The sequence below is a fragment of the Saccharospirillum sp. genome (assembly GCF_040881935.1).
Taxonomy (GTDB): Bacteria; Pseudomonadota; Gammaproteobacteria; order Pseudomonadales; family Natronospirillaceae; genus Saccharospirillum.
The window spans coordinates 22,018-45,374 of sequence record NZ_JBBECH010000078.1; the positions used below are offsets into that span (position 1 = coordinate 22,018).

Sequence of the window (23,357 nt, forward strand, 5' to 3'; positions counted from 1 at the left end):
CGACGGTGGCCAATGCCCTGTTGCCCGGCTATCCTCTGCGATTCACTCTGCTTTTCAGGATCGGACTCATGCGAATTTTATTCACTGGCGGCAGTGGCAAGGCTGGTCGCCACGCAATCGCCCACTTGATTGAACAGGGTCACCGCGTGACCAATGCTGACTTGGTGCCGCTGAACATGCCCGGGGTTGATTCACTGCAGGTTGATTTAACCGATGCAGGCCAGGTGTTCAATGCCCTGCATGCCTACGCCGGTTTTGATGAGCTCGAGCCAGGCACCGGAGTACCGGCCTACGACGCCGTGGTGCACTTTGCGGCCATTCCCTGCATTCTGTTGCGGCCAGACAATGAAACCTTCCGCATCAATACCATGAGCACTTACAACGTGCTGGATGCGGCCACCAAACTCGGCATTCGCAAGGTTATTTTTGCTTCTTCGGAAACCACCTACGGCATTTGCTTTGCCGATGGCGAAATGAAACCCGAGTACATTCCCATCGATGAAGACCACCCGACTGTTCCCCAGGACAGCTATGCCATGTCTAAGGTGGTCAACGAAGCTACCGCCCGTTCCTTTCAGGCTCGTAGCGGTTTCGATATATACGGCTTGCGCATCAACAACGTGATTGAACCGCACGAGTATGCCACGAATTTTCCGGCCTTTATGGACAACCCGGCACTGCGTCGCCGCAACATTTTCGCCTACATCGACGCGCGCGACCTCGGCCATATGGTCGACTGCTGCCTGAAAACCGACGGCCTGGGTTATGAAGTCTTTAACGTCGCCAACGACGATCTCTCGGTCGGCATAAGCAGCCAGGAAGTGATCGATCGCTTTTACCAGGGCGTGCCGCAAAAGCGGGAAATGGAACCGAATGAGACCTTCTTCGCTAACAATAAAGCTAAGCGTCTGGTTGGGTTTGCACCCCGGCATTCATGGCGCGAAGTACTGAAGAGCTGAGGATGGCTGCCGCACACTGAAGCAAAGTTGAAGTCCGTGCTGCCAGAAAATCATAATATGCCCGGTACTCCTGCTTAGTGTTGAGTGGTAACCAACCACCGCCGTAGCGTCTTTAAACGGTGATGTCGCCGCGGATCACATCAACCACCTCACCGCCAACCCAGACATCGCCTGCTTGCTCGCGCAACGTAACCCGCCCTGCGCGCTCCAGCCGGGTGCCCTGGGCTGCGACATAAGGCGACGACACCAACCCGGTGGGAATCAGCCATTGCGCCAGGCTGGCATTCAGGCTGCCCGTTACCGGGTCTTCATAGCCGCCGTCACCGATTAACGAGCGGACTTCAACCGTCGCCTCTGCGCCCGCTTCATGCAAGCCGATAACGCCAAGATTAAGCGGGGCCAACGCCGCCCACTCGGGTTCGAGCGCCAGGACATCTCGGGCTGAGTGCAACATGATCGCGCACCAGCCTGGTCCGTTATCCACCCATTGGTGATGGGCAATGTCCGATGGCACCAGACTAAGCGCTGCCATAATTTGACTCAGGACCTCGTCTTCGAGCGGGCCCGTTCGCATCAGCGCAGGCGCCGCAAACTCAAGCTGTGCGCCATCCTTGCGGATGTTAACCAGGCCTACCTCACACTGCTGCACCACTCGGTCTGCGTTTTTGGGCGTCCCGCCCGCCGCAAGCCAGGCATGGCAGGAGCCCAGCGTCGGATGCCCGGCAAATGGTAATTCAACCTGGGGCGAAAATATGCGTACGGCATAATCTGCAGCCGGGTTTGTTGGTGTTATTAAAAATACGGTCTCAGACAGATTCGTCCACCGTGCAATAGCCGCCATCTGGTCAGTGCTGAGATCGTCTGCCGCATGCACCACGGCGAGTGGGTTGCCAAGAAACGGATCGGCTGAAAAGACGTTAACCTGCGAGAACTTAAAACAGGGCATTAAAATTTTCCCTTCTAGTTAGAATCGAAACTGGAACGCCCTATGATGTAGAGAGTTCGCTTAATCTCACAAACATCTACCTACTGTATGTTCTTCACATTCTGGAGCCCCATTTAACCGAAAAATCCGATCCACTGCCGACCTCCTCCGGTTGCCACGAATGCAGAGAATTTATCAAGTATCCGGGCGGTCCGGCCCTGCACCCGGGTATTGGGGAAGGTCATCGTTTATCTGCAACCAGTCGACCTTGCTGGCCACCCAAATGTGATACTGCGGCTGAATCGTCGTGCGATCATCCAGTGAAGCCAAGGTGACATCCAGCGTCTCCGGTTCCAGAGCGTGCCGGAACACCAATTGAGTACCGCACTCGGTACAATGCTCCCGCTGCCCCTGATCGCTGGAGGCATAAACGCCTGGTGCGCCCCGGGTATATTCAAACGCAGCACGCGGGAACGTGGCCCAGGCTACAACAGGTGCACCGGTTGAGCGCTGGCACAGCCGACAATGACAATAGCCGGCACCATTAGTCTCGGCCACAATACGGTAACGAACAGCCTGGCACAGGCACCCTCCGGTAAGCGTCATTTCATTAGCCCTCGATAAACGACTTCTCAGTTTAGCCCAGGTTAGGGTTTAAGCGATGCCTGGCTGGAGGAGACGAGTTAAACGTGATCATCCACCTTAACTGACTATTCTGATTGTTTTCCAGCGATACTGCTTTTCAAGAAACCCTGCAACATAGCCCACCTTTGGCGATCGAAACCGCATGGCTGCCCAGGCGCCAAAAAGCCTCGCGTAAAAGGAAAGGGTGTGGTTTTCGGGTTGGGTACGTCGTCTGGCAGTTCGACACCCTCGGGACGGCTGCGAGTCATGGTTCTGATCTCGGGCGGCGGAAAATTGGCCGCTGACCGCGGACGCAAGGGCTATTGCCTTAATACTCGTTAAAACCTTTGCCATCGAAAATTTTGTCGCGGCACTTCTCAACCCGCGCCTCACGTGTCTTTGCCTGCTTGGCCCCATCAATATGAATAATATAGCTGCGTTGGCGACCGGGCGTCAGTGCGAAAAAAGCATCTTTCAGGGCCGAGTCGACATCCATGGCCTGCTGCAATTCATACGGAAGAGGGTAGTCATCCGCGGTCTTGAAGTCGACACGAAGGCCCGCCTTCTCAACGTCGATGGCTTCCAGAATATAGTTTTTTAGCACCGGAGCTAAATCTACCACCCGCGCAGCATCGGTAAAGCGGATTACCCGGCCGGATTGAGTATTTTCACCGGGCGCGACCAACAGCTTGTGTTCATCCTTCAACAAGGCGCCTTTCATAAAACTCAGCACATAGTTGGTCTTGAACGCGCCAATCATCACGACGTTCTGGCCGTTGTAGGTGTAACAGGGCGAACCCCATTTACGGTCTTCAATCAAAGGCGTTGCCAGAACCACCTTGCGCAGTTCGACCAACCCATCCCGCCAGGTATTAACCTTGCAGTCAAGCGTACCCACCTTGTCGCAGCGGCCACAACCTTCGTCCAGATACTCGTCAACGGCCGGGTTCTTTGAGTTCATAATCTCTCACTCCAGATGTAGGGCCAGGTAATCCGTTTGGTCAGGAATACTACCCCGCAAGGCAAAGACCCTCTTAAAGCCCGGCTTCCACCATTACCCTGATCTTAGCGGCTTTCTCGAAATGGTCCAACTTGTGAGTCTGAATCCATCAGGTAGCCGCTTCCATAAGCAACTCCGGATCGATATTCCCAAACGTTCCGGACGCACCTCTACATGCAGGCTGAACCCCGCGATTGGAAAAGCGAGGTGGGTCCAGGTAAACCCTTTCAGCGATGTGAACTCTGACATGCCGCTCGTCTTGGCGGTCTTACCGAACCGGCGATCACCTGATACCCGGCTAGGCAGAGGAATGCGCATGGCTCCGGAGGCCTATCCGAGCACCCAGGTCCATGGTTCCGGATAAACGAACGCACCATCAGTTCGGTAGCGTACAGACGATACGGCTCCTGACGAACGATTATGAATTGAATTAGATACCCATGGATGCGAGCTTGAGCACTATGCAGGTCGAATTTCATGCATTGGTAGAATAAATCTATATCGCTCCACCCTGGGGGAAATGAAATGCCTTTAACTCGTACAAAAGACAGCTTGCTGGGTGACTTGCTCAAAATCATATTGGCAGTAATATTGCCGCCCCTCGGTGTATTTCTCGAGGTTGGGTTTGGCAAGCATTTCTGGATCAATATCATTCTGACATTGCTCGGGTTTATACCAGGTATCATTCACGCCGTTTACGTCATCGCTTCACGATGAAAGCCAAACATGAATACCGACGAGTACTCTGAACCCTTAAGTCGAGAGGAGCTGGCAAAACTGCAACAACTGTCCAACCTGATGGACAAGGCTTTTACCATTCCTGGAACCAGTATTCGTTTCGGTGTTGATTCTATAATTGGGTTAATTCCAGTGATTGGGGATACATTATCCATCTCAGTTTCAGGGTATATCTACAGTTTTGCCAAGCGAGCTGGCGTTCCGTGGCATAAGCGCATGCGGATGGTGTGGAATATTTTTGTAGACTGGCTTATCGGCCTCATCCCCCTGGCAGGGGACATATTTGATATCGGATTCAAAGCAAATAGCAAAAACGTACGCATCATCCTGGCGCACGTTGATGATCAACCCAAGGCTGCTATTATCGACGTTGAAGAGTAACAATCCGGCCGGTAGTAATCCGAGCGCTGTTTCAGTGCAACCTCATAGCACTTTTTGGCGACCTTTTTGTCGCCTTTTTTCGAACCAGCCGGTGTGCCCAAAAACCAATAATTCCCACCAATCACTAACGCCTAGGCTCAGTCACCGATTTCAAACCGCTTGCGCGACCAGCGTGTAACACAGTGGAGTCTGAGCAGTCTAGTTCTCGTACATGGCGTAGTCTACCTCGCGATTCAAATGAGGGTGTTCTTTAATATGCTGCAGACTGAGACCGCTTTGCACGCACGCGGTCACGATCTCGCCCAACGTTGCACAAACCAATAGCCAGTTTCACCGATATTGCCAACGCTGCCATCCGCAAGCTAGCGCGACCTTCTAGTGGAAGCGAACGTCGGAACGACAAGCTATCGCTTCGACTTGCATTTTTTAGGCATTGAACCTTACCTGGAACCCATACTTGCTCGGGGTGAAGCCTGAAGACTCGTAGAACTTATGCGTAGCCGGATCTTTTGAGCCGGTCATAAGTGAAACCTTATAACAATCAGCTCGTTGCGCAAATGCTTTTGCGTATTGCAAGATTGCCTTTCCAACCCCCTGATTCCTGTAGCTCTTAACAACGATGACATTTTCTATAATCGCGTAAGGCCGACAAGACCAACTCAGATTGGCACAAACGTTTACGGTGCAGGTTCCCACCAGACTAATTTCTTCAAACGCTCCTACAACACACCCACCAGACTGAAGTATGGATGAGTAGGCGGTTCGCACTTCAACATCTGTGGGTCTTGGTGATCGGGGTCGATTATATTGATCAAGCAGGTGTAGTATGCCATCCAGTTCCGCTAGCTGTACTTGCCGAATTTCCACTGTGGCTATCTCATGTTTAACGATTGGCTACGCGACGTTCCGGAGAACAGTGCGTACTTCTTTCGACAACAGCCAGTGGTCAATTGGATTTTATCGAACGGTGGTTCTCCTTCCAGCTTTGTATCTCATCCAAACGCTCACTAAACCGGCATCAGACAAGTCACCTGCAGTAACCTGAACATCAATGATGTCCTTTGCTGGCAGACCGGGGACTGCGGTAGACCCTATATGATCAATTCTCAGCGCCCGGCTTCCCAGGGTTCTTCGAAGTATTTCTTCAATAACGCGACATTCAGCTGGCCAAATCGGACTTGGCCTTATGAATCACAGTAGCCAGCTCCGGTTCAATTGGCATTTTCTTGAACGGGCTGACATTGGCACCACCGGTATTGCCTGGTGGCACCAATCCAAATGCTGTTTTAGTCGCAGCACCAACAATCCGAAAAATCTGACCTAGCAGTTCTCGGATTGATCGATTACGAATAGCCCATACCAGCATCAACATATGAACCTTAACGTGCCAATACGTTGATTCCTGCCCTAGCACATGCGCCCGTTCCAGGTGGGCAAATTCAAGCTGAGTATCACTCAGTGACCTTGCCCGCTCGGCATTAGCCAGCTCGGCCTCAACAATGGAGGCTATTCGTTGTGAAAAAACAAGTGGCATGCAAACCTCCTTGTAGGGGTATTACGCCCAACTATACGTCACTGACCTCTAGGCGTTAAGAGGCGTCGGAGCAGACTAACAACCTATTCTTTTTGAATCTTGCACATGATCCAAATAGTTCGGTATTAACTAGCGGTGTGAAGTGGCGGTGCCATCATTGTTAGTACCGCTCACTCTATCACTTAACGTTTCCTGGCCACCATAAACACCGCTTTTTTAGCATCAGGCTGCCATTGGTATTCAATAGCAAAACCAGCCTCGACCATGCTGTATTCCAGCTCGGCTACGGTAAACACCTTTACCAGTGGCATCTTGCCAAAAAACCGTGCAACAGGCGCGATGTATTTGATATACGCCATGCGGTCACCCAGACACGCCGTACTGGAAATGAAAACACCACCGGGTTTCAGAAAGCCGTGTATCCGCGAGATTACGGCTTCTTTGTCTTCCAACAAATGCAGCAGACTGAGCGCCAGTACTGCATCGAATCGAATCTCAGGTGAGCGGAATTCATCGACCGTTGCTTGCTCGAAATCAAGGTTGCCAACCCCGGCATCCTTTGCTTTGGTGCGTGCCAGATCGAGCATGCCAGACGAGCAGTCCACCGCCAGGTAGTGCTTCACATTGGGCGCATGCAGCACTGCGGTCGAGCCGGTGCCGCAACCGAGCTCAAGTACCTCGCTGTTAGGTTGCAGATACTGGCGCGTTATCTCAAGTTTCTTCTGATAACCAGCTTCATCCGCAATCGGCATCGCCGCATAGCGCGGTGCCAGTTTGTCCCAGAACTTGGCTGTGGTGTTCATCCTTGCCTCCTGTAAGCAGGTGATGCTTCAGGTTATGCCAGTTAGCAGAAAGCGCTATGGGCCAGAAGTCCTGAAATGCGCAGAGCCAATAAAGCTCTGCTTATGGCTTTTGACTCCCCCCTAGGCTCCTGCCACTCAAGTGTCAGAGTATCAGGCTGGTCATCTGAAATAACCGGTCGGACTTTCTCATACAGGCAAACCCGGTCGTTAGCGTCGGGGAATGGTTGAGGCATCCTGACCAAACAGTATTTTCTTCTCGTCGTCGGTAAAGCCCTGTTTGGCCTCTTTTATCTGGTCAGCCACGGCATAGGCGCGCTTCGTCGCCGGGCGTTCACTGATCGCGGCATGCCAGCGCTTGACGTTGGGGAAGTCGTTCAGGTCCTGTTTCTGGCGCTCGTGCGAAACCACCCAGGGGTAGCTGGCCATATCGGCGATTGAATAGTCGCCTGCCAGGAATGGCCGGTCAGCCAAACGCCGGTCCATCACTGCGTAGAGCCGGGCGGTTTCTTTCACATAGCGGTCAATCGCATAGGGCACTGGCTCGGGCGCATAAACGTTGAAATGATGGTTCTGCCCGGCCATTGGGCCCAGACCACCCATTTGCCAGTACAGCCACTGCATGACGTCCAGTCGCTGGCGCCAGGTCTCACCATAGAACTGGCCGGTTTTCTCGGCCAGGTAGGCCAGAATGGCACCGGACTCGAACACCGAGATCGGCTCACCGCCGTCTTCAGGTTCGGTATCGACAATCGCCGGGATCTTGTTGTTCGGCGATAATTGCAGAAATTCAGCCTCAAACTGGTCGCCTTTGCCGATGTTGACCGGAATAACGTCGTAAGGAAGCCCCATTTCTTCGAGGCAGAGTGTGATTTTGTGACCGTTCGGGGTCGTCCAGTAATACAGCGTAATCATGGTCGGACTCCAGTTACCCTAAAAGGGATATTTTGCCCTGTTTTGGCGCTTAAAATAGGTAAATCAACGGCTTTTTAACCCAGTCACCCTCTGTAACTGAGTTGACTCTTTTTTATTCAGCTTTAACAGGTATAATGCGCGCCCTAATTTAAAGCCGGACACCCTGCTTGTGATCGAGAAACTTCGTAATATCGCCATTATTGCCCACGTTGACCATGGTAAAACCACGCTGGTCGACAAACTGCTTCGACAATCCGGCACTCTGGGCCGTAAAGACCAGGGCACAGAACGCATCATGGACTCCAACGACCAGGAGCGTGAGCGCGGTATTACGATTTTGGCCAAAAACACCGCCATCAACTGGCAGGATTACCACATTAACATCGTGGACACCCCGGGACACGCCGACTTCGGTGGCGAGGTTGAGCGGGTACTGTCGATGGTAGATTCCGTACTGTTGCTGGTCGATGCGGTTGACGGCCCGATGCCGCAAACGCGTTTTGTGACCTCCAAGGCCTTTGAGCAGGGCTTGCACCCCATTGTCGTGATCAATAAGGTCGACCGCCCCGGCGCCCGGCCAGACTGGGTAATGGATCAGGTCTTTGACCTGTTCGACCGCCTCGGCGCCACCGACAAGCAACTCGACTTCCCGGTCATTTACGCCTCGGCTCTGAACGGCGTCGCCGGTGACGACCCCGAGAACATGGCCGAAGACATGACGCCGCTGTTCGAGATGATCGTCAGCCAGGTGCAGCCGCCGGAAGTCGAGCGTGATGGCCCGTTGCAAATGCAAATTTCCGCGCTGGACTACAACAGCTACGTCGGCGTCATCGGTGTCGGCCGCATCAAGCGTGGCCGCCTGCGGACCAACGAACAGGTTATCGTGGTCGGCAAAGACGGCAGCCAGAAAAAGGGCCGTATTCTGCAAGTCATGGGTTACCACGGTTTGGAGCGGATTGAAGTGCCTGAAGCCGAAGCTGGTGACATCGTCTGTGTCACCGGTATCGAAGGCCTGAACATTTCCGACACCCTGTGCGACCCGAACCACCCGGAAGCCCTGCCTGCGCTGACGGTCGATGAACCGACGGTGAGCATGAACTTCCTGGTTAACGATTCGCCGTTCGCCGGTCGTGAAGGCAAGTACATTACCTCGCGCAACTTGAAAGACCGCCTCGAACAGGAACTGATTCACAACGTGGCGCTGCGGGTTGAACAGGGTGACACCCCGGACAAGTTCAAGGTATCCGGCCGTGGTGAATTGCACCTCTCGGTTCTGATCGAGAACATGCGTCGCGAAGGCTTCGAGCTGGCAGTATCCCGCCCGGAAGTGATTCAGCGCCTGGTCGACGGTGAAATTCAGGAGCCGTACGAGCAAGTCGTAATCGATCTGGAAGAACAGCACCAGGGCGGCGTGATGGAAGAACTGGGTCTGCGCAAGGCCGAGATGACCAACATGGAAAACGATGGTCAGGGCCGCCTGAAACTCGAATTCATGGTGCCTTCGCGTGGGTTGATCGGCTTTCGTGGCCAATTCCTGACGCTTACGTCCGGCTCCGGCATCATGACCAGCATTTTCGATCACTACGGCCCGGTCAAGGGCGGTGACATGTCCGGTCGCCCGAATGGTGTGCTGGTCAGCATGGCCAAGGGCAAAACCCTGGCATACAGCCTGTTTACTTTACAGAGTCGTGGTCGTCTGTTCCTCGGTCACGGTGTGGAGATCTACGAAGGCCAGGTCATTGGCATCCATTCGCGCGACAGCGACCTGGTGGTCAACCCGACCAAGGCCAAGCAGCTGACCAACATTCGTGCCGCCGGTACCGATGAAGCGCTGACGCTGTCGCCGCCGATCCATCAGACCCTGGAACAGGCGCTCGAGTTCATTGAAGACGATGAACTGGTCGAAGTCACACCGCTGTCAATTCGTATCCGCAAGAAACTGCTGACCGAAAACGAGCGCAAGCGCGCCGGTCGCGGCCCCAAGTAAAAACAGCGTTATCATTCGCTAAACCACCGCTCCAGATCGTGCCACAGGCGCTTTCTGGAGCGGTGACGTTTCTCCCGAAACTGAGCTACACTGCCTAAAAGCTTAGCGGAAGAGCGACATTGAGCACACCTTCCTTGCCTAACCGGCACCCGCTTTCACTATCGCGCCGTCTGCTCGTATGGATAGCAGGCATCTTTATTGCACTCGTCAGCCTTACCACCGCCCTGCAGCTCAGCCTCGAATACTCCCTTGAAGAAGAATCCGGTGTGCAACAAATTGGCTTTGCCCTCTTTGGCTCGCGCGATGTACTGGCCAATGCCCTGTGGAGTTTCGACCCGGTCCAACTGACGGCAACCGCCGACTTACTGATCGCCCACCCGTTGATTGAAGGCGTACTGATCGAGTCTGAAGACCCGGCGCTGAACCAGATTCGCGGGCATCTGCCTGACCCCTCGGGTTACCTTCCCACCTCAGAGCTGGATCCGGGATACCCCGATATCGTCATTGCCAGCCAGGGCAGGTTGCTGCAGAAAGCCCTGCAATTTACCGAATCCGTCGACTTCGACACTGGAGAGAGCCTTTACCCGGTTGGCACCGTAACGGTTTACTCCAATGTACGGCTCATACTGAGCCAGAGCTCGCTGAATTTTGTATTTACCCTGACCAGTGCGATTTTTCTATGCGTGCTCGTCGTTGCGGTAACCGCCTGGTCGGTGCACCGGCTGGTCGCTCGTCGACTGACGGTGGTTGAGCGCGTATTGGCGGCCATCGAGCCTGAAGACGATGTCTTTCGTGCCCGCCTGATTCCAGACTGGATCGGCCGTGAGCGCGATGAAATAGCGACGCTGTGCGACACCCTAAATCAGTTGCAGGTGCAGCTGGCGGAAAAATCGCAACGCATTCACCAGCACCAGAGCAGCCTGGAACAGAAAATCCAGGCGCGCACCCATGAGCTCGAAGAAACCCTCGAAGCCCTGCAAATCAGCACTGATCACAAGAACCAGTTTCTGGCCAATATGAGCCATGAAATACGAACGCCGATGAACGGCATTATTGGCATGGCGGAGCTGTTACAGGACACCCGCCTGGATCAGCGCCAACGCGATTACCTGACCACCATTCTCAATTCCGGACATACCCTAACCACCATCATTAACGACATTCTGGATTTGTCGAAAATCGAAGCAGGGCACCTGGAACTGGAATCCATCCGCTTTAATCTGCCGGAACTGGTTGAAGAAACCCTGGCACTGTTTATCAAACCCTCTGAAGAAAAAGGGCTGTTGCTGATCGCAGACATCGAGCCTGGCACCCCCGACACCATTGTCGGTGACCCCATTCGTATGCAGCAATTGCTGCTGAATTTGCTGGGTAACGCCTTTAAATTTACCGACGACGGTGACATTGTGGTGCATCTACAATGGCACCCCGATCGGCAGCGGCTGGGTGTGGCCGTTAGCGACACCGGGCTCGGGATTGAGCCGGATAAACTGACCGTATTGTTCGATGCCTTCTTCCAGGCTCACAAAAGCACCCACCGGGAGCGTGGCGGCACTGGTCTTGGGCTGGCTATTTGCAAGCGGCTGGTCGAACTGATGCAGGGCGAAATCGGGGTGGAAAGCGAGCCCGGCAAAGGATCGACGTTCTGGTTTGAGATACCGATTAATACCATCGACGCGACCCCTAATCCGAAAGGGCCATTTTCAGCGACTGAGTGCAATGGTCTCAGCGGCAACGCTCTGCTGATCACCAGCAATCTGACACTGCAACGCCTGTTCAGTCACCACACCGATGCCACGGCGCTGACGCTCACCTGTGCGTCCAGCGGGGTTGAAGCCCTGGCGCTCTGTGATCAGCAACAGTTCAATGCCATTCTGGTGGATGCCACCGTGGATCACGACACCGGGCTGATGCTCGGCCCGACCTTGGCAGGCGCTCAGCCAAAGGCCCTGCTGGCCCTCATCGCCAGTCGCATGGCGTCGCCGGACTGGCAAACCCTCACCCGTCATCAATTTAAACGGTTGATGGAAAAGCCGTTGTCACTGCCGCGCAGCCTGCTGAACCTGGGTGAAAACCGGTTGCCGAGCCCGTCTGGCCAACCTGACGAAGAACCTGGCCTTCAGTCACCCACCTTTCCCCAGTCCCATCTGTTGTTGGTGGAAGATAACCACATCAATCAACGCGTCGCTGAAGGCATGTTGAGACGGCTGGGATTAACCGTAACGGTAACCAGTAACGGCCAACAGGCGCTCGACTATCTGGAAAACAATGTGCCAGAGAATGAATTGACGAACGCCATCAACGGGGATGTTACAGAGCGCGGCCTATTACCGACACGTGTCGACCTGGTTCTGATGGATTGCGAAATGCCGGTGATGGACGGTTACGCCGCCACTCACGCCATCCGCCATTCCGACAACGACCGGATCCGGAGCATTCCGATCATCGGGCTCAGCGCCCACGCGATGATGGAACAACAGGAAAAAGCGCTGGCCGCCGGTATGGATGATTATCTAACCAAACCGTTGCGCCGCCGCTCGCTGGAACTGACGTTGAGTAAATGGCTGCTCGCCAACGACTGAGACCGGGCGCAGGACGCTGTCAGGATGGCAAGATGCCGATGTCGGTGAGTGAAATGCCGGCTTTGCGCAATGCCAGGCGCAGCGTTGAACGCACTACCTTGGGGTCATCCAGATGCAGCAGGCCGGAGGCGATGGTATGCGCCCAATCGCTGTCGATCTGACGCAATACAGATTTAACCCGCAGCAAGTTGGAGCTGCTCATCGACAAATGCCGATACCCGAGGCCCACCAGAGTTACCGCTCCCAGCGGGTCACCCGCCAATTCGCCACAGAGGCTGACCGGAATTCCGCTTTCATTGGCAGCATCGATCACCATTTTCAGTGCCTTGAGCACAGCCGGATGCAGGGAGTCGTAGATGTTAGCGACGCGCGGGTTATTGCGATCAACCGCCAGTAAGTATTGGGTCAGGTCGTTGGAACCCACCGAAATAAAGTCGATCTGGGTGGCAAATTCCTTAACCAGATACACGGCGGACGGTACCTCAACCATAACCCCAACTTCCGGCAAGGTGACCTCTACGCCCTCTTCGTTCAACTCCAGCACCGCCCGGTGGATGATCGCCAAAGCTTCTTCCACTTCGCTGACGCTGGTTACCATTGGCAGCATGACTTTCAGGTTATTCAGCCCCAGGCTGGCACGCAGCATGGCGCGGATCTGCACCATGAACAGTTCCGGGTGGTCGAGCATCACGCGGATACCACGCCAGCCCAGAAAGGGGTTGTCTTCAACGATCGGGAAATAATCGAGGCTTTTATCGCCGCCGACATCCAGCATGCGCATAGTCACCGGCAGGGGTGCGAATGCTTCCAGTTGCGCGCGGTAGATGGTGGCTTGCTCTTCTTCAGACGGAAAGCGGTCACGCATCATAAACGGCACTTCGGTGCGAAACAGTCCAACGCCATCGGCGCCCTTGTTTTGCGAACGCACCACATCGGTTTGCAGACCGGTGTTGACCATCAGGCTGATGGTGACACCGTTGATGGTTTCACTGGCTTCGTCGGTCAGGCTTTCGAGGTCTGCTTCGCGCTCGGCCTCTTCCTCGCAGATGGTTTCAAAATACTGGCGCTTTTCCGCCGACAAGCGGTAGTACACATGGCCACGGTAGCCATCGACCACCAGTTCCTCACCCTGCAAGCCCTGCCAGGGCAATTCCTGCACACCCATAATGGTCGGGATCGCCAGGGCACGGGCCAGGATCGCCACGTGCGAGTTGGCTGAGCCAGTGGTACAGACGATGGCCGCAATACGCCCGGCGGCCAGGTCGCCGAACACCGTCGGCGAAATTTCCTCGCCGACCAGAATCGCGTGTTCAGGTATCGCCACCTCTGGCACTGAGGCCTGTAAATGCGACAACACGCGTCGCCCCAGGTCACGCATATCGGCAGCGCGTTCACGCAGGTAATCGTCTTCGATGCTTTCAAAATGGTCGATGTAGCGACGCATTACTGTGGCGAGTGCGCTCTGAGCCCATTCGCCTTTTTTAATCAGTTCAACCACAGCGTCGCCCAACGCCCGGTCTTCCAGAATACCGACGTAAACATTGAACAGCGCCAGTTCTTCCGGACGCAATTCGCTGCGCAATCGCTCGCGGGTGGCGGTGAGTTCTGAACGGACTTTGGTCAGCGCATTTTCAAACAGGTGTAATTCCGCGTCGATGTCGCGGGCTGGCCGGTAACGTACCGAATTGAGATCGGACGGCGGCACCAGCACATGGGCATTGCCAATGGCGACACCCTGCGACCCGGCCACGCCGGCAAACCGAACATCCAGTTGTTCGCCGCCCATCAGGTTCAGCCCCGACAGCGCGCCGGTGGCTTCGGCATGGGCGATCACCCCGGCCAACTGGGCCGACAGCGTCACCATAAAGGCTTCTTCGGAATCCCCGAACCGGCCAGCCTCGGAGCGCTGAATCGTCATTACCCCCAGCACCTTGCGGTGGTGGATAATGGGCACAGCCAACAGACTCTTGAACGGTTCTTCGCCCAGGCCAGGTACATGGTGATAATTGGGATGCCGGGTGGCGTCACTGAGATTCAGCGGTTCTTCACGCTTCCCGACCAGGGCAATCAGGCCTTCATTCTGGGTCAGCGTCACTTTGCCGATGGCATCGGCACTCAGGCCATCGGTGGCCATCAGCACGTAGCGGTTGACGTGGGCATCCCAGAGGAAAACCGAGCAGACCTGAACCTTCATGCCCGCTCGTATGCGGCCGACTACGGTGCTCAAAGAGGCTTGCAAGTCCCGGGTGCTGTTTACTTCTTCCACCACCTGGCGGAGTAAATGCAACATATCAACCACGTCGTCTGAGCTCCTTGTGCACCCTGGGTACCAGTTCCGCCAATGCCTGACGGTAGACTTCCCGTTTAAACGAGACCACCCGGGCCAGCGGATACCAGTAGGATACCCACTCCCAGCCGTCGAACTCAGGATCGTCGCAGTCGTTGAGAATGATGCTGTGATCCTGCCCGGTCATACGCAGCAGAAACCATTTCTGTTTTTGGCCGATGCAGATCGGCAGGGCGTTATAGCGAATCATCCGCTTGGGTAACCGATAGTGCAGCCAGCCGCGCGTACAGGCGAGGATCTCAACGCTGTCCGGGTGCAGGCCCACCTCCTCCTGTAATTCACGGTAGAGGGCGTCGGTTGGGGTTTCATGGGCACGAATGCCACCCTGCGGAAATTGCCAGGCATCCTGCCCGATGCGTCGGGCCCAGAGCACCTGGCCCCGGGAGTTGGTTAATATGATGCCCACATTGGGGCGATAGCCATCGGAATCGATCATGATCGCCAGCATCCCCCTGTGGCCGGATCCGTACCAGGTACGAATCAATGAATGTTGGTGACCGCCGCAGCCTGGCCGCTGGCGTGCACGACTCGTCCCCTCCCCCCCCTTCCCTGAATAACCGGTGAAAAGTACGGTGTAGAGTCCTGAGGTAGAGTCCGTCTGTTCTGACTGCATTGTTCCACATCGGCCTCAAAACACCAAACAGGTCACATTCAAGACAGGCGCCGGAGCTGTCAGGCGGGTTGTGCAGAGGCTCCCTTGTACCTTGCTGGCCTTGCCCGTATTCTTTGCAGCCATCGGATCCCCCAACCCGGAGACCCACCGCGCTTACCCTGCATAGGGAGCCATGCGTGAAGTTTGGTTACACAGGAGCTCTGCCTTGACCCTCGCTATCTTTGATCTCGACAACACCCTGCTGGCCGGGGATTCAGACCACGCCTGGGGTCAGTTTCTGATCGATCAGGGTCTGGTCGACAGCGCCGTGGTCAAAGTGGCCAATGAAACCTTTTACGCCCAGTATCAGGCGGGCGAGCTCGATATCGACCGCTACCTGCGCTTTTCCCTGTCGTTTCTGGCCAACAAACCGCTGGAGGAGCTGGCCAGGCTGCACCGGCACTTTATGACGACAGTCATAAAACCGATGATTGCCCCCGGAGCTCAGGCCCTGTTGAACCAGCACCGCGAGCGCGGCGATACGCTGATGATCATCACCGCGACCAACCGTTTCGTCACCGGTCCGATTGCCGAGTACCTGAACATTCCGCATCTGATCGCCTGCGAGACTGAAATGGCAAACGGCGGTTACACCGGCTTGCCCACAGGCATCCCCAGTTATCAGGAAGGCAAGGTGGTGCGGTTAAAGGCCTGGCTCGATGAACACCGGGAATCGCTCGAGGGTGCCTGGTTTTACAGCGATTCACTGAACGATTTGCCGCTGTTGCGTCTGGTCGATCATCCGGTCGCGGTTGATCCGGATGCCACACTGGCAGCCGAAGCACAGCGCCAGAACTGGCCCATCATTAGCCTGAGGGATTAACCCATGCGCCATGCAACTCCCGCCCATGCACTGATCGCGCTTTTTATGTTGGTTTTGCTCGGCTGCTCTTCCTCGAATGAGCCGGACAACCAGACTGAAGATTCCGCTCACAGCAGCCCGGCGGATGCTGAGGTTACCGAGCCCGGTGTTCAGTTCGCCGCTGTCGCCCGGGCTTTTCAGGCCCAGGCAGACGCAGCTGGCCAGGCGATGCAAACAGCCTGTCAGCCACTCGGTACCTCCGTACAGGCATTCCTCGATAACCCCGAACCCGGGCTGCAGGGTGATGCCCACTCGGCCTGGCATGCGTGCTATGAAAACTGGCAAGCCTTTTCGCTGTTTCATCAGGTCGCGTTTAACCCGGCCGCCCAGGAAGCACTGGATCGCTCGCGCCGGCTGATCAATGTGCGTCCTTTTCTGCCGGGGTACATCGACGCCCTGCCCGAATACCCCTACAGCGGCCTGGTGCACGAAACGGGCATGGTTTTAACCCTGGATAACCTGTTTGAGCAGCATCAGCTGATGGATCTGGAATCGCCCGCACTGGGGTTTCCCGTGATCGAAACCCTGCTCTGGCAAACCGACCGGGATACTTATTGGCTGACCTCCGGCGAAGATGAGGATCTGACCATCACCCGCCGACATCAGTATCTGACGCTGGCGACTGATCATCTGCTGCAACAACTGGAGCAAGCGCGCCTGCGCTGGGCGGGTCAGGTTGGTTTTACCGGTTTGCCTGAGCCCGCTCAGCAGCGCATTGTGCTGACCAGTCTGGAGCATCAGATTCGCCGCGACTTGTTCGATTTAACGTTTGTCGCCGACGCCCCGCAGGAGCCAGACTGGCATCACCCCAGTCTGGTCGCAGGCCAGGGCAAGCGCCATCTGCAAGCCAGGTTGAAGGGGCTCGAAACGCTGCTCGTCAGCCCGGATGACGGCGTCAGTGCATTGGCCTCCTGGCTTGAGCGCCGTGGTGGCCCGGTCACCGGTGAGACACTGGGCGACCAGCTGGCCGTTGTACTGCAAGCTCTGGACGCCTTACCGGAAAACGTCCCGGCCGGAGACCCGGATGCGGAAACCTGGCAACAGGCCGTGGCGGCCGTTACCGGGCTGGCGGACCAAATCAGCCTGTTACGGGCTTCATTAGCGACACAAGATCCGCAATAACGCCGGGTCGGACACGGCGACAAATTCGGGGTTAAGAGTAGACGTTTTGCCATAGGCCAGCGGCGCGCCGTTCCACTGCACCAGGCTACCACCTGCGGCTGTCAATATGGCCTGGGGAGCGGCGGTATCCCACTCGCTGGTTGGGCCCAGCCGGGGATAACAATGCGCGCTGCCATTGGCGAGCATCATGAATTTGAGGGCGCTGCCAACAGAACGGGTTTCCACCTCATAACCCGCAGCCTCTAACCGGTCGCGCCATTGGCCTTGCCAGGCGGAGCGCCGACTGCCCAGCACCCGCACGCGTTCGGTCACCGTATCGGCGGTTATCATTGTGGATTCGCCAGGCTTGCCCTGCTGCGCCTGAACACCACGGCCACCCCACCACCCAATACCGGTTACCGGCTGAAACAGCATGCCGAATACGGGCTGATGCTCGTGCATCAAAGCAACATTGATCACAAACTCATCGCTTTGGTGTAGAAATTCGCGGGTGCCATCCATCGGGTCCACCAGCCAGTAGTCCTGCCAGCCATGCCGTTGTTCATAAGGCACCAGGGCTTCTTCCGACAGCACCGGGCACTCAATAATGGCGGGCAACCCCGCCACCAGCCGACGCGATGCCGCCAGGTCTGCCGCCGTCACCGGCGAAGCGTCCGCTTTATGATCCGTCTGCCAGAGGGACTGGTCGTTATAAACGGCCAGAATGTCGTCTCCGGCTTGTTTCATCAGTTGAAACAAAGCGCCAATCTGCTGATCCGACAGGTCTGGCGTAGGTGTCATGGAGTGCCCTCGTCGCGATAACGGTTTTGAATTCAACACCGCTCAGTCTACCATGAACCTGGTCGGCCCCTTGTAACTCGGTGGCTCCACCCTTATTAAAGGCTGCCCGGTTTAATTGGGTGCCAGATATTCGTGCAAGGCAGTGGGTCAGCCTGTCCAGGGTCGGCGTAAACCCTTCCCTGGGGCCTAGACCGCAACATCCATGTTGCGGACTACCCTGGACAGGCTGACCCACTACCCCGCACTCGGTATGAGGTTTACTTACATAACTCAAGATATGGAGTTTGCTGGGATGACAAGCGGTGGATGCCGGGGGTGCCCCTGTGGGGAAGTCCGCAGCAGGGATGCTGCGGCCTAGGCTCCAAGGACGGATCTACGCCGACCCCACAGGGGCATTCCCGGTATCCGGCGCGGACCAATGCCACTTAGCCAACCCAATCTCTGAAACTAGAGTTATTTGCGATTACTTGGCATGAAACGATACTGAGAGAGGTTATGACTGATACCGCCGTACGTCTCGACAAATGGCTTTGGGCCGCGCGTTTTTTCAAGACGCGGGGCCTGGCGAAAGACGCCATTGAAGGCGGCAAGGTGCATTACGACGGTGCCCGCGCCAAACCGAGCCGCAATGTTGAAGTCGGCGCCATGCTACGTATGCGTCTCGGCTTCGACGAAAAAATCGTCGAAGTACTCGCCCTCAGTGATAAGCGCCGGGGCGCACCGGAGGCGCAGCTGCTGTACCGGGAAACCGAAGAGTCGGTCGAGAAACGACTGGCCATGGCGGCGCAGCGCAAGGCACAGAATGCCGGTCAGGCCGCGCCCGATCACAAGCCGAGCAAGAAAGACCGGCGCGATATCCGCAAAATGAAAGATTCCTTTAACGCCTAGGGCCCCGTATCAATCGCCCTGGCCCATAACGAGGCCTGCATGAGCAACCCCGACCAGACCCAACGCTTTTTGTTCGACAACACCCATATCCGGGGTGAAATCACCGGGTTACAGCGCAGTTACCAGGAGGTGCTGGCCAAACACAATTACCCCGAACCGGTGCGTCTGCTGCTGGGTGAGTTCATGGCGGCGGTGGCGTTGCTCAGTGACACGCTGAAATTCGATGGCACGTTGAGCCTGCAGGTTCGGGGCGCTGGCCAGGTGCGTATGTTAATGGCCGAATGCCGCGACAACAGAGCCCTGCGCGCCATTGCTCAATATAACGATGATTTCAGCGCCGATCAGGCGTTACTCGGTAACGGCCAGTTAGCGATCACCATTGAACCCAAAAACGGTAAGCGCTACCAGGGCATTGTGTCGATCAACGATGGTGATCATAGCTTGAGCCATGCGCTGGAAGACTACTTCCGTCAATCGGAACAGATTCGCACCCGGGTCTGGCTCTTTGCCGACCCGCAGATCGCGACCGGTCTGCTGTTGCAAGCCATGCCGCACTCGGCCAGCGAGGGCAGTCTTGAGGTGGATGACGATGCCTGGAACCGGGTGGTTCATCTGGCCGAAACGCTGACTCCGGAAGAGATGCTGACGCTCGACAACACCACGGTATTGCAGCGTCTGTTTCACGAAGAAAAGGTCCGGGTTTACGAGGCTCGATCACTCGAATTTGAGTGTACCTGCACCCGCGAACGCTGTGCCAACGCCATTCTGATGCTGGGTGAAGAGGAAGCTCAGGTTGTGTTGGCCGAGCAGGGGAAAATTCGCAGTGACTGTCAGTTTTGTCACCAGCACTATCAGTTTGGGCCAGAGGACGTTACCGAGTTATTCGAGTCCTATAAGCAACAGTTGAACTGAATATTCAGCCCCGGCATCAACACCAGGGCTGCCAATCTTTAATCAAAGATCCGGTCACCCAACTGGTCGATCATCAACCGGGCCTTTACCAGGGTAAAGTTGCAGGCTTCGTCTTCACCGGCCACTAGGTCAGATCGAATAAAGGTATGTCGCTGCTCCGGTTCACCCGGCTTCACAATAATGCCGCTCACCCGATACTGACCACCCTCGGGAATAGGGGTAGGCGTCACCTGGTACCCCTTGTACTCAATTGTCTCACCCTTCACTTCGCGCGGGCTCGCCGGGCCACCGGCCATCGCTTTCTTTAACCATCCAAACATCGTTCATCCTTACTGCTACGGCAGTCATGCTTTTTTGTTATGACGACTGAATTCAGCCACCTGTGCACGGACTCTTGAAAAAATAGTAGACCCAGCCTCCGAAAGCCAGGATTGTACCGTCTTATTGTTACCAGGGCGTCAAATACACTGCACCAACTGTAAAGTTAAGTTACTGAGTCGGGTGTTAAGCTCGAACGGGATTCTAAAAGTGTTACTGACACTTTCCAAGTGTTACCTATACACACGTCAGTTCCGTGTAAAGCGATCTCACAATGGATACCTTCTGGTCAATTTTTGATCTATTATTTTTAAGTCATTGTTTTATATGAATTTTTTAAAACTGGCACGCAGACTGCAATCTTATACGCACAACGATAAAGACACCCACAAACAAAAACAAAAACAGGGTGAGATAAGAACGATACGTGCCTGCCCAAAAACAATAACAAGGGCACAGTTTTTATTTAGGGCCTTCTAAAAACAACAACAGGGCCAGCTTAGCTGTTTAGCTAATCACGTGTTTATAACGCGCTTTATCCGCATCGATTCTCTGTACTGATCGAGTCGCCCCATCCGGGCGATTTTGCTGTGTCTGGCTATTTTGCCTCGCTGTTGAACCTCACTCGCTGGCCTACCTTCAGGCTTGCAACACGTCCATTGCTTTGCTCGTAACGCCGACGTGACATTTCATTCGGGTGTCTCCGTTGCCCCTGGCCTGTGCAGTACCCTGGTGAAAGCCTAAGGTAATCCCATGCTTTCCACAGGAGACTTGAATGAAACTGCATGCCCTGCTCGGAAACTCCCAGAAGCTGGACGGTGGCGCCATGTTTGGCAATGCGCCCAAGGCACTGTGGGAGCGCTGGTTACCCAGCGATGACCAAAACCGCATTGACCTCAACTGCCGTTGCCTTCTGGTTCAGGAGGCTGGCCGGAACATTTTGTTTGAAACGGGTGTGGGGGCTTTCTTTCCGCCGGATCTGCGCAGTCGTTACGGGGTTCAGGAAGAGCGCCATTGTTTGCTTGAGGCTCTGGCCGACATAGACCTGGGGCCCGATGACATCAACATCGTTGTGCTCTCCCACCTGCATTTCGATCACGCCGGTGGCCTGCTCAGTGCCTGGCAGGAAGGCCGGTCACCGCAGCTGGTATTCAGCAACGCCTGGTTCATCGTCGGGGAGCAAGCCTGGCAACGGGCCATACAGCCGCACCCGCGCGACAAAGCTTCGTTTATTCCCGAGTTACCTGCTTTGCTTGAGGCCTCGGGTCGGCTTGAGCGCATTAACGGAACCCGCTCGAAACGACTGGGTGATGCCTATCGCTTTCACTTCAGCGATGGCCATACCCCGGGCATGCTATTGACGGAGATTCAGACCGATGACGGCCCGCTGGTGTTTGCGGCCGATCTAATACCCGGCAAAGCCTGGGTGCACCTGCCGATTACCATGGGTTATGACCGTTTTCCGGAGGCTCTGATCGATGAAAAACGCCGCTTGCTGTCTGACTTGGCCCAACGAAACGGACGGTTGTTCTTTACCCACGACCCGAACATTGCTTCGGGCCGGGTGGTTAAAGATGAGAAAGGGCGGTTCACTCTGGCCGACGAAGCCGTGGTTATCTGAACGGCTATTTGACTATCGGGTCAGCCAAGCCTGACCCGATTGCTTGCTTCAGGAAAAGACGGATCAATTAAGAATCGACACCACCAGCCGACCCGCCAGAGTGACGAGAATGACTCCGAAAATCCGCTCGAACCACACCGAATAGCGCTTCAGCCGCGCAAGCCAGGTGGGTGTGGAAAACAGCCAGGCCACCACCAGATACCAGCCGCCATCGATCATCATGGCGGTGGCGGCATAGCCCAGTTTGGCCAGCACCGAGGTATCGGCACCGACTACCTGACTGAACAAGGCGATAAAAAACACCGCTACTTTGGGGTTCAGAAATACCACCAGAAAACCATCCCGGGCGGCGCTGGCGGTCGTGGGTACGTCTGGCAATTCGGCGTTGGAGTTGGCCCGGGCGCGCAGCCCCTTTACACCCAGCCAGGCCAAATAGAGAGCCCCGCCCCACTGCAAGGCGGTGAAGGCCAAAGGTGAGGCGGTGATCAGCGCAGCCAGCCCAAAAATACTCAGCAGGGCGTAGAGCCCGATGCCCATACCGTGCGTAAGCGCAACAACGACGCCATTGCGGCGCCCACCCGCCAGGGTTTGCTTTAGCACTACAGCGAGCGACGGGCCCGGCGACATGGCGCCCAACATACAAATACTCACCACCGCCAACCAGGTCGTCCAGGTCACAGTTCACCTCTACAAAGTGTTGATTTGATCATCGGAATTCGGATTACAGCGACCCGGTCGCTGATACCCTGTCAGACTAACCAATGCCAGGGGCAAAGTCATCCGCTTGAACAGCCAGTGTCTTCGAGCTGTCACCCCTCACCCCGAGCAACCTGACGCGCACCGGATACCGGGTTAATAATGGGGTTAAACGGGCCAGCGCATGCAGTATTGTGCGTTTGGCCCGTCTGTCGGAGCCTCCGTTTCCGGAACAATTTCGAACCCCATCGCAAAATAAAAACGCTGCGCCTGATAGTTCTCCTGAAAGACCTTAACCCGCAACTCATCGTGCAACTGCTTCACATGTTCGACCAGCTGGCGGCCAATACCCTGGCGCTGATGATCCACCTTGATGAACAAGCCGTTGATTCGCGTACCTTCCAAAGCAATGTAGCCGGCTATATCTCCGTGTCGCTCCCACAAAAATGCCTGCTCCAGTGGTAGCCGGTGCTCGCGCAGGTGTCGCATGTCACGGGCGATATAGTCCGGGTCGATGAAGGGATGGGCGATCAGGCTGGCATCGTGGTACAGCTCGGCCAGTTCATAAAAGTCGGTATTGGTGGCGTGTCGGATCATTGGTCACTCCTGCCCACACAGGGCTTCCTTAACTGGCCAGAGAGGGTAGTGGCCAGTCTAGCAGTAAGGTCCGGTTTCACCATCCATAAAAAAACTCCCGTTTACGCTCCTTTGATA

The 23,357-nt window shown here is 55.6% G+C and carries 25 protein-coding genes; 10 read left to right on the top strand and 15 right to left on the bottom strand.

Features of this window, described 5'->3' with window-relative positions:
* The first annotated feature begins 68 nt into the window (after nt 1-68).
* Nucleotides 69-959 (top strand): NAD-dependent epimerase/dehydratase family protein, encoded by an 891-nt coding sequence (locus WEB54_RS14390; RefSeq protein WP_368056465.1) that lies wholly within the window; start codon nt 69-71, stop codon nt 957-959.
* A 112-nt stretch (nt 960-1,071) separates the two neighbouring features.
* Here WEB54_RS14390 and WEB54_RS14395 read toward each other — a convergent pair whose 3' ends face one another.
* The 4 genes from WEB54_RS14395 to WEB54_RS14410 form a co-directional block, all read right to left on the bottom strand.
* Entirely contained in the window at nt 1,072-1,905 is an 834-nt protein-coding gene (locus tag WEB54_RS14395; protein WP_368056424.1) for a PhzF family phenazine biosynthesis protein, read from the bottom strand.
* A gap of 174 nt (nt 1,906-2,079) precedes the next feature.
* A complete protein-coding gene (locus WEB54_RS14400; protein ID WP_368056422.1) occupies nt 2,080-2,490 on the bottom strand; it encodes a GFA family protein in 411 nt (136 codons plus the stop codon).
* A gap of 346 nt (nt 2,491-2,836) precedes the next feature.
* Entirely contained in the window at nt 2,837-3,469 is a 633-nt protein-coding gene (locus WEB54_RS14405) for a YdeI family protein (protein WP_368056420.1), read from the bottom strand.
* 73 nt (nt 3,470-3,542) lie between these two features.
* Entirely contained in the window at nt 3,543-3,614 is a 72-nt protein-coding gene (locus WEB54_RS14410) for a hypothetical protein (protein ID WP_368056447.1), read from the bottom strand.
* A 419-nt stretch (nt 3,615-4,033) separates the two neighbouring features.
* Between WEB54_RS14410 and WEB54_RS14415 the strand changes: the two genes are divergently transcribed.
* Both WEB54_RS14415 and WEB54_RS14420 read left to right on the top strand, forming a co-directional pair.
* On the top strand, nt 4,034-4,225 hold the full coding sequence (locus WEB54_RS14415) for a YqaE/Pmp3 family membrane protein (protein WP_368056417.1): 192 nt from the start codon (nt 4,034-4,036) through the stop codon (nt 4,223-4,225).
* Nucleotides 4,226-4,234: 9 nt separating this feature from the next.
* A complete protein-coding gene (locus WEB54_RS14420; protein WP_368056415.1) occupies nt 4,235-4,627 on the top strand; it encodes a DUF4112 domain-containing protein in 393 nt (130 codons plus the stop codon).
* Nucleotides 4,628-5,053: 426 nt separating this feature from the next.
* On the opposite strand, the gene WEB54_RS14425 is transcribed toward WEB54_RS14420, so the two are convergent.
* From WEB54_RS14425 to WEB54_RS14445, 5 genes are all read right to left on the bottom strand, one after another.
* Entirely contained in the window at nt 5,054-5,494 is a 441-nt protein-coding gene (locus WEB54_RS14425; RefSeq protein ID WP_368056413.1) for a GNAT family N-acetyltransferase, read from the bottom strand.
* 90 nt (nt 5,495-5,584) lie between these two features.
* Nucleotides 5,585-5,815 (bottom strand): GrpB family protein, encoded by a 231-nt coding sequence (locus WEB54_RS14430; protein WP_368056500.1) that lies wholly within the window; start codon nt 5,813-5,815, stop codon nt 5,585-5,587.
* A complete protein-coding gene (locus WEB54_RS14435) occupies nt 5,787-6,161 on the bottom strand; it encodes a DUF3703 domain-containing protein (protein WP_368056468.1) in 375 nt (124 codons plus the stop codon). Before WEB54_RS14435 ends, WEB54_RS14430 begins: the two co-directional genes overlap by 29 nt.
* Before the next feature lie 182 nt (nt 6,162-6,343).
* Nucleotides 6,344-6,964 (bottom strand): class I SAM-dependent methyltransferase, encoded by a 621-nt coding sequence (locus WEB54_RS14440; RefSeq protein ID WP_368056470.1) that lies wholly within the window; start codon nt 6,962-6,964, stop codon nt 6,344-6,346.
* 207 nt (nt 6,965-7,171) lie between these two features.
* Complete coding sequence (locus tag WEB54_RS14445) at nt 7,172-7,876, bottom strand: glutathione S-transferase N-terminal domain-containing protein (RefSeq protein ID WP_368056472.1); 705 nt, start codon at nt 7,874-7,876, stop codon at nt 7,172-7,174.
* A gap of 169 nt (nt 7,877-8,045) precedes the next feature.
* Here WEB54_RS14445 and typA point away from each other — a divergent pair, with 169 nt between their 5' ends.
* Both typA and WEB54_RS14455 read left to right on the top strand, forming a co-directional pair.
* On the top strand, nt 8,046-9,863 hold the full coding sequence (typA, locus tag WEB54_RS14450; protein ID WP_368056407.1) for a translational GTPase TypA: 1,818 nt from the start codon (nt 8,046-8,048) through the stop codon (nt 9,861-9,863).
* A gap of 119 nt (nt 9,864-9,982) precedes the next feature.
* The gene (locus tag WEB54_RS14455; RefSeq protein WP_368056406.1) at nt 9,983-12,445 is read left to right on the top strand and encodes an ATP-binding protein; all 2,463 of its coding nucleotides are present in this window, start codon (nt 9,983-9,985) and stop codon (nt 12,443-12,445) included.
* Between the two features lie 19 nt (nt 12,446-12,464).
* On the opposite strand, the gene ptsP is transcribed toward WEB54_RS14455, so the two are convergent.
* Both ptsP and WEB54_RS14465 read right to left on the bottom strand, forming a co-directional pair.
* On the bottom strand, nt 12,465-14,735 hold the full coding sequence (ptsP, locus tag WEB54_RS14460) for a phosphoenolpyruvate--protein phosphotransferase (RefSeq protein ID WP_368056404.1): 2,271 nt from the start codon (nt 14,733-14,735) through the stop codon (nt 12,465-12,467).
* A 1-nt stretch (nt 14,736) separates the two neighbouring features.
* The gene (locus WEB54_RS14465) at nt 14,737-15,228 is read right to left on the bottom strand and encodes an RNA pyrophosphohydrolase (protein WP_368056402.1); all 492 of its coding nucleotides are present in this window, start codon (nt 15,226-15,228) and stop codon (nt 14,737-14,739) included.
* Nucleotides 15,229-15,610: 382 nt separating this feature from the next.
* Here WEB54_RS14465 and WEB54_RS14470 point away from each other — a divergent pair, with 382 nt between their 5' ends.
* Both WEB54_RS14470 and WEB54_RS14475 read left to right on the top strand, forming a co-directional pair.
* Entirely contained in the window at nt 15,611-16,267 is a 657-nt protein-coding gene (locus WEB54_RS14470; RefSeq protein WP_368056400.1) for an HAD family hydrolase, read from the top strand.
* 3 nt (nt 16,268-16,270) lie between these two features.
* Nucleotides 16,271-17,428, top strand: a complete 1,158-nt coding sequence (locus WEB54_RS14475) for an imelysin family protein (protein WP_368056474.1) — start codon at nt 16,271-16,273, stop codon at nt 17,426-17,428.
* Here WEB54_RS14475 and WEB54_RS14480 read toward each other — a convergent pair.
* The gene (locus WEB54_RS14480; protein ID WP_368056396.1) at nt 17,405-18,208 is read right to left on the bottom strand and encodes a 3'(2'),5'-bisphosphate nucleotidase CysQ; all 804 of its coding nucleotides are present in this window, start codon (nt 18,206-18,208) and stop codon (nt 17,405-17,407) included. The two genes, WEB54_RS14475 and WEB54_RS14480, sit on opposite strands and share 24 nt — an antisense overlap.
* 495 nt (nt 18,209-18,703) lie before the next feature.
* On the opposite strand from WEB54_RS14480, the gene hslR reads away from it, so the two are divergent.
* A complete protein-coding gene (gene hslR, locus WEB54_RS14485) occupies nt 18,704-19,096 on the top strand; it encodes a ribosome-associated heat shock protein Hsp15 (RefSeq protein WP_368056394.1) in 393 nt (130 codons plus the stop codon).
* Nucleotides 19,097-19,135: 39 nt separating this feature from the next.
* On the top strand, nt 19,136-20,008 hold the full coding sequence (gene hslO, locus WEB54_RS14490; protein ID WP_368056392.1) for an Hsp33 family molecular chaperone HslO: 873 nt from the start codon (nt 19,136-19,138) through the stop codon (nt 20,006-20,008).
* 38 nt (nt 20,009-20,046) lie between these two features.
* Here the strand turns inward: hslO and WEB54_RS14495 are convergent, their stop codons facing one another.
* Entirely contained in the window at nt 20,047-20,328 is a 282-nt protein-coding gene (locus tag WEB54_RS14495; protein WP_368056390.1) for an HlyU family transcriptional regulator, read from the bottom strand.
* A gap of 773 nt (nt 20,329-21,101) precedes the next feature.
* On the opposite strand from WEB54_RS14495, the gene WEB54_RS14500 reads away from it, so the two are divergent.
* Complete coding sequence (locus WEB54_RS14500; RefSeq protein ID WP_368056388.1) at nt 21,102-21,947, top strand: MBL fold metallo-hydrolase; 846 nt, start codon at nt 21,102-21,104, stop codon at nt 21,945-21,947.
* Nucleotides 21,948-22,010: 63 nt separating this feature from the next.
* Here WEB54_RS14500 and WEB54_RS14505 read toward each other — a convergent pair whose 3' ends face one another.
* On the bottom strand, nt 22,011-22,625 hold the full coding sequence (locus WEB54_RS14505; RefSeq protein ID WP_368056386.1) for a LysE family translocator: 615 nt from the start codon (nt 22,623-22,625) through the stop codon (nt 22,011-22,013).
* 186 nt (nt 22,626-22,811) lie between these two features.
* Nucleotides 22,812-23,240 (bottom strand): GNAT family N-acetyltransferase, encoded by a 429-nt coding sequence (locus WEB54_RS14510; protein ID WP_368056384.1) that lies wholly within the window; start codon nt 23,238-23,240, stop codon nt 22,812-22,814.
* Nucleotides 23,241-23,357: the final 117 nt, after the last annotated feature.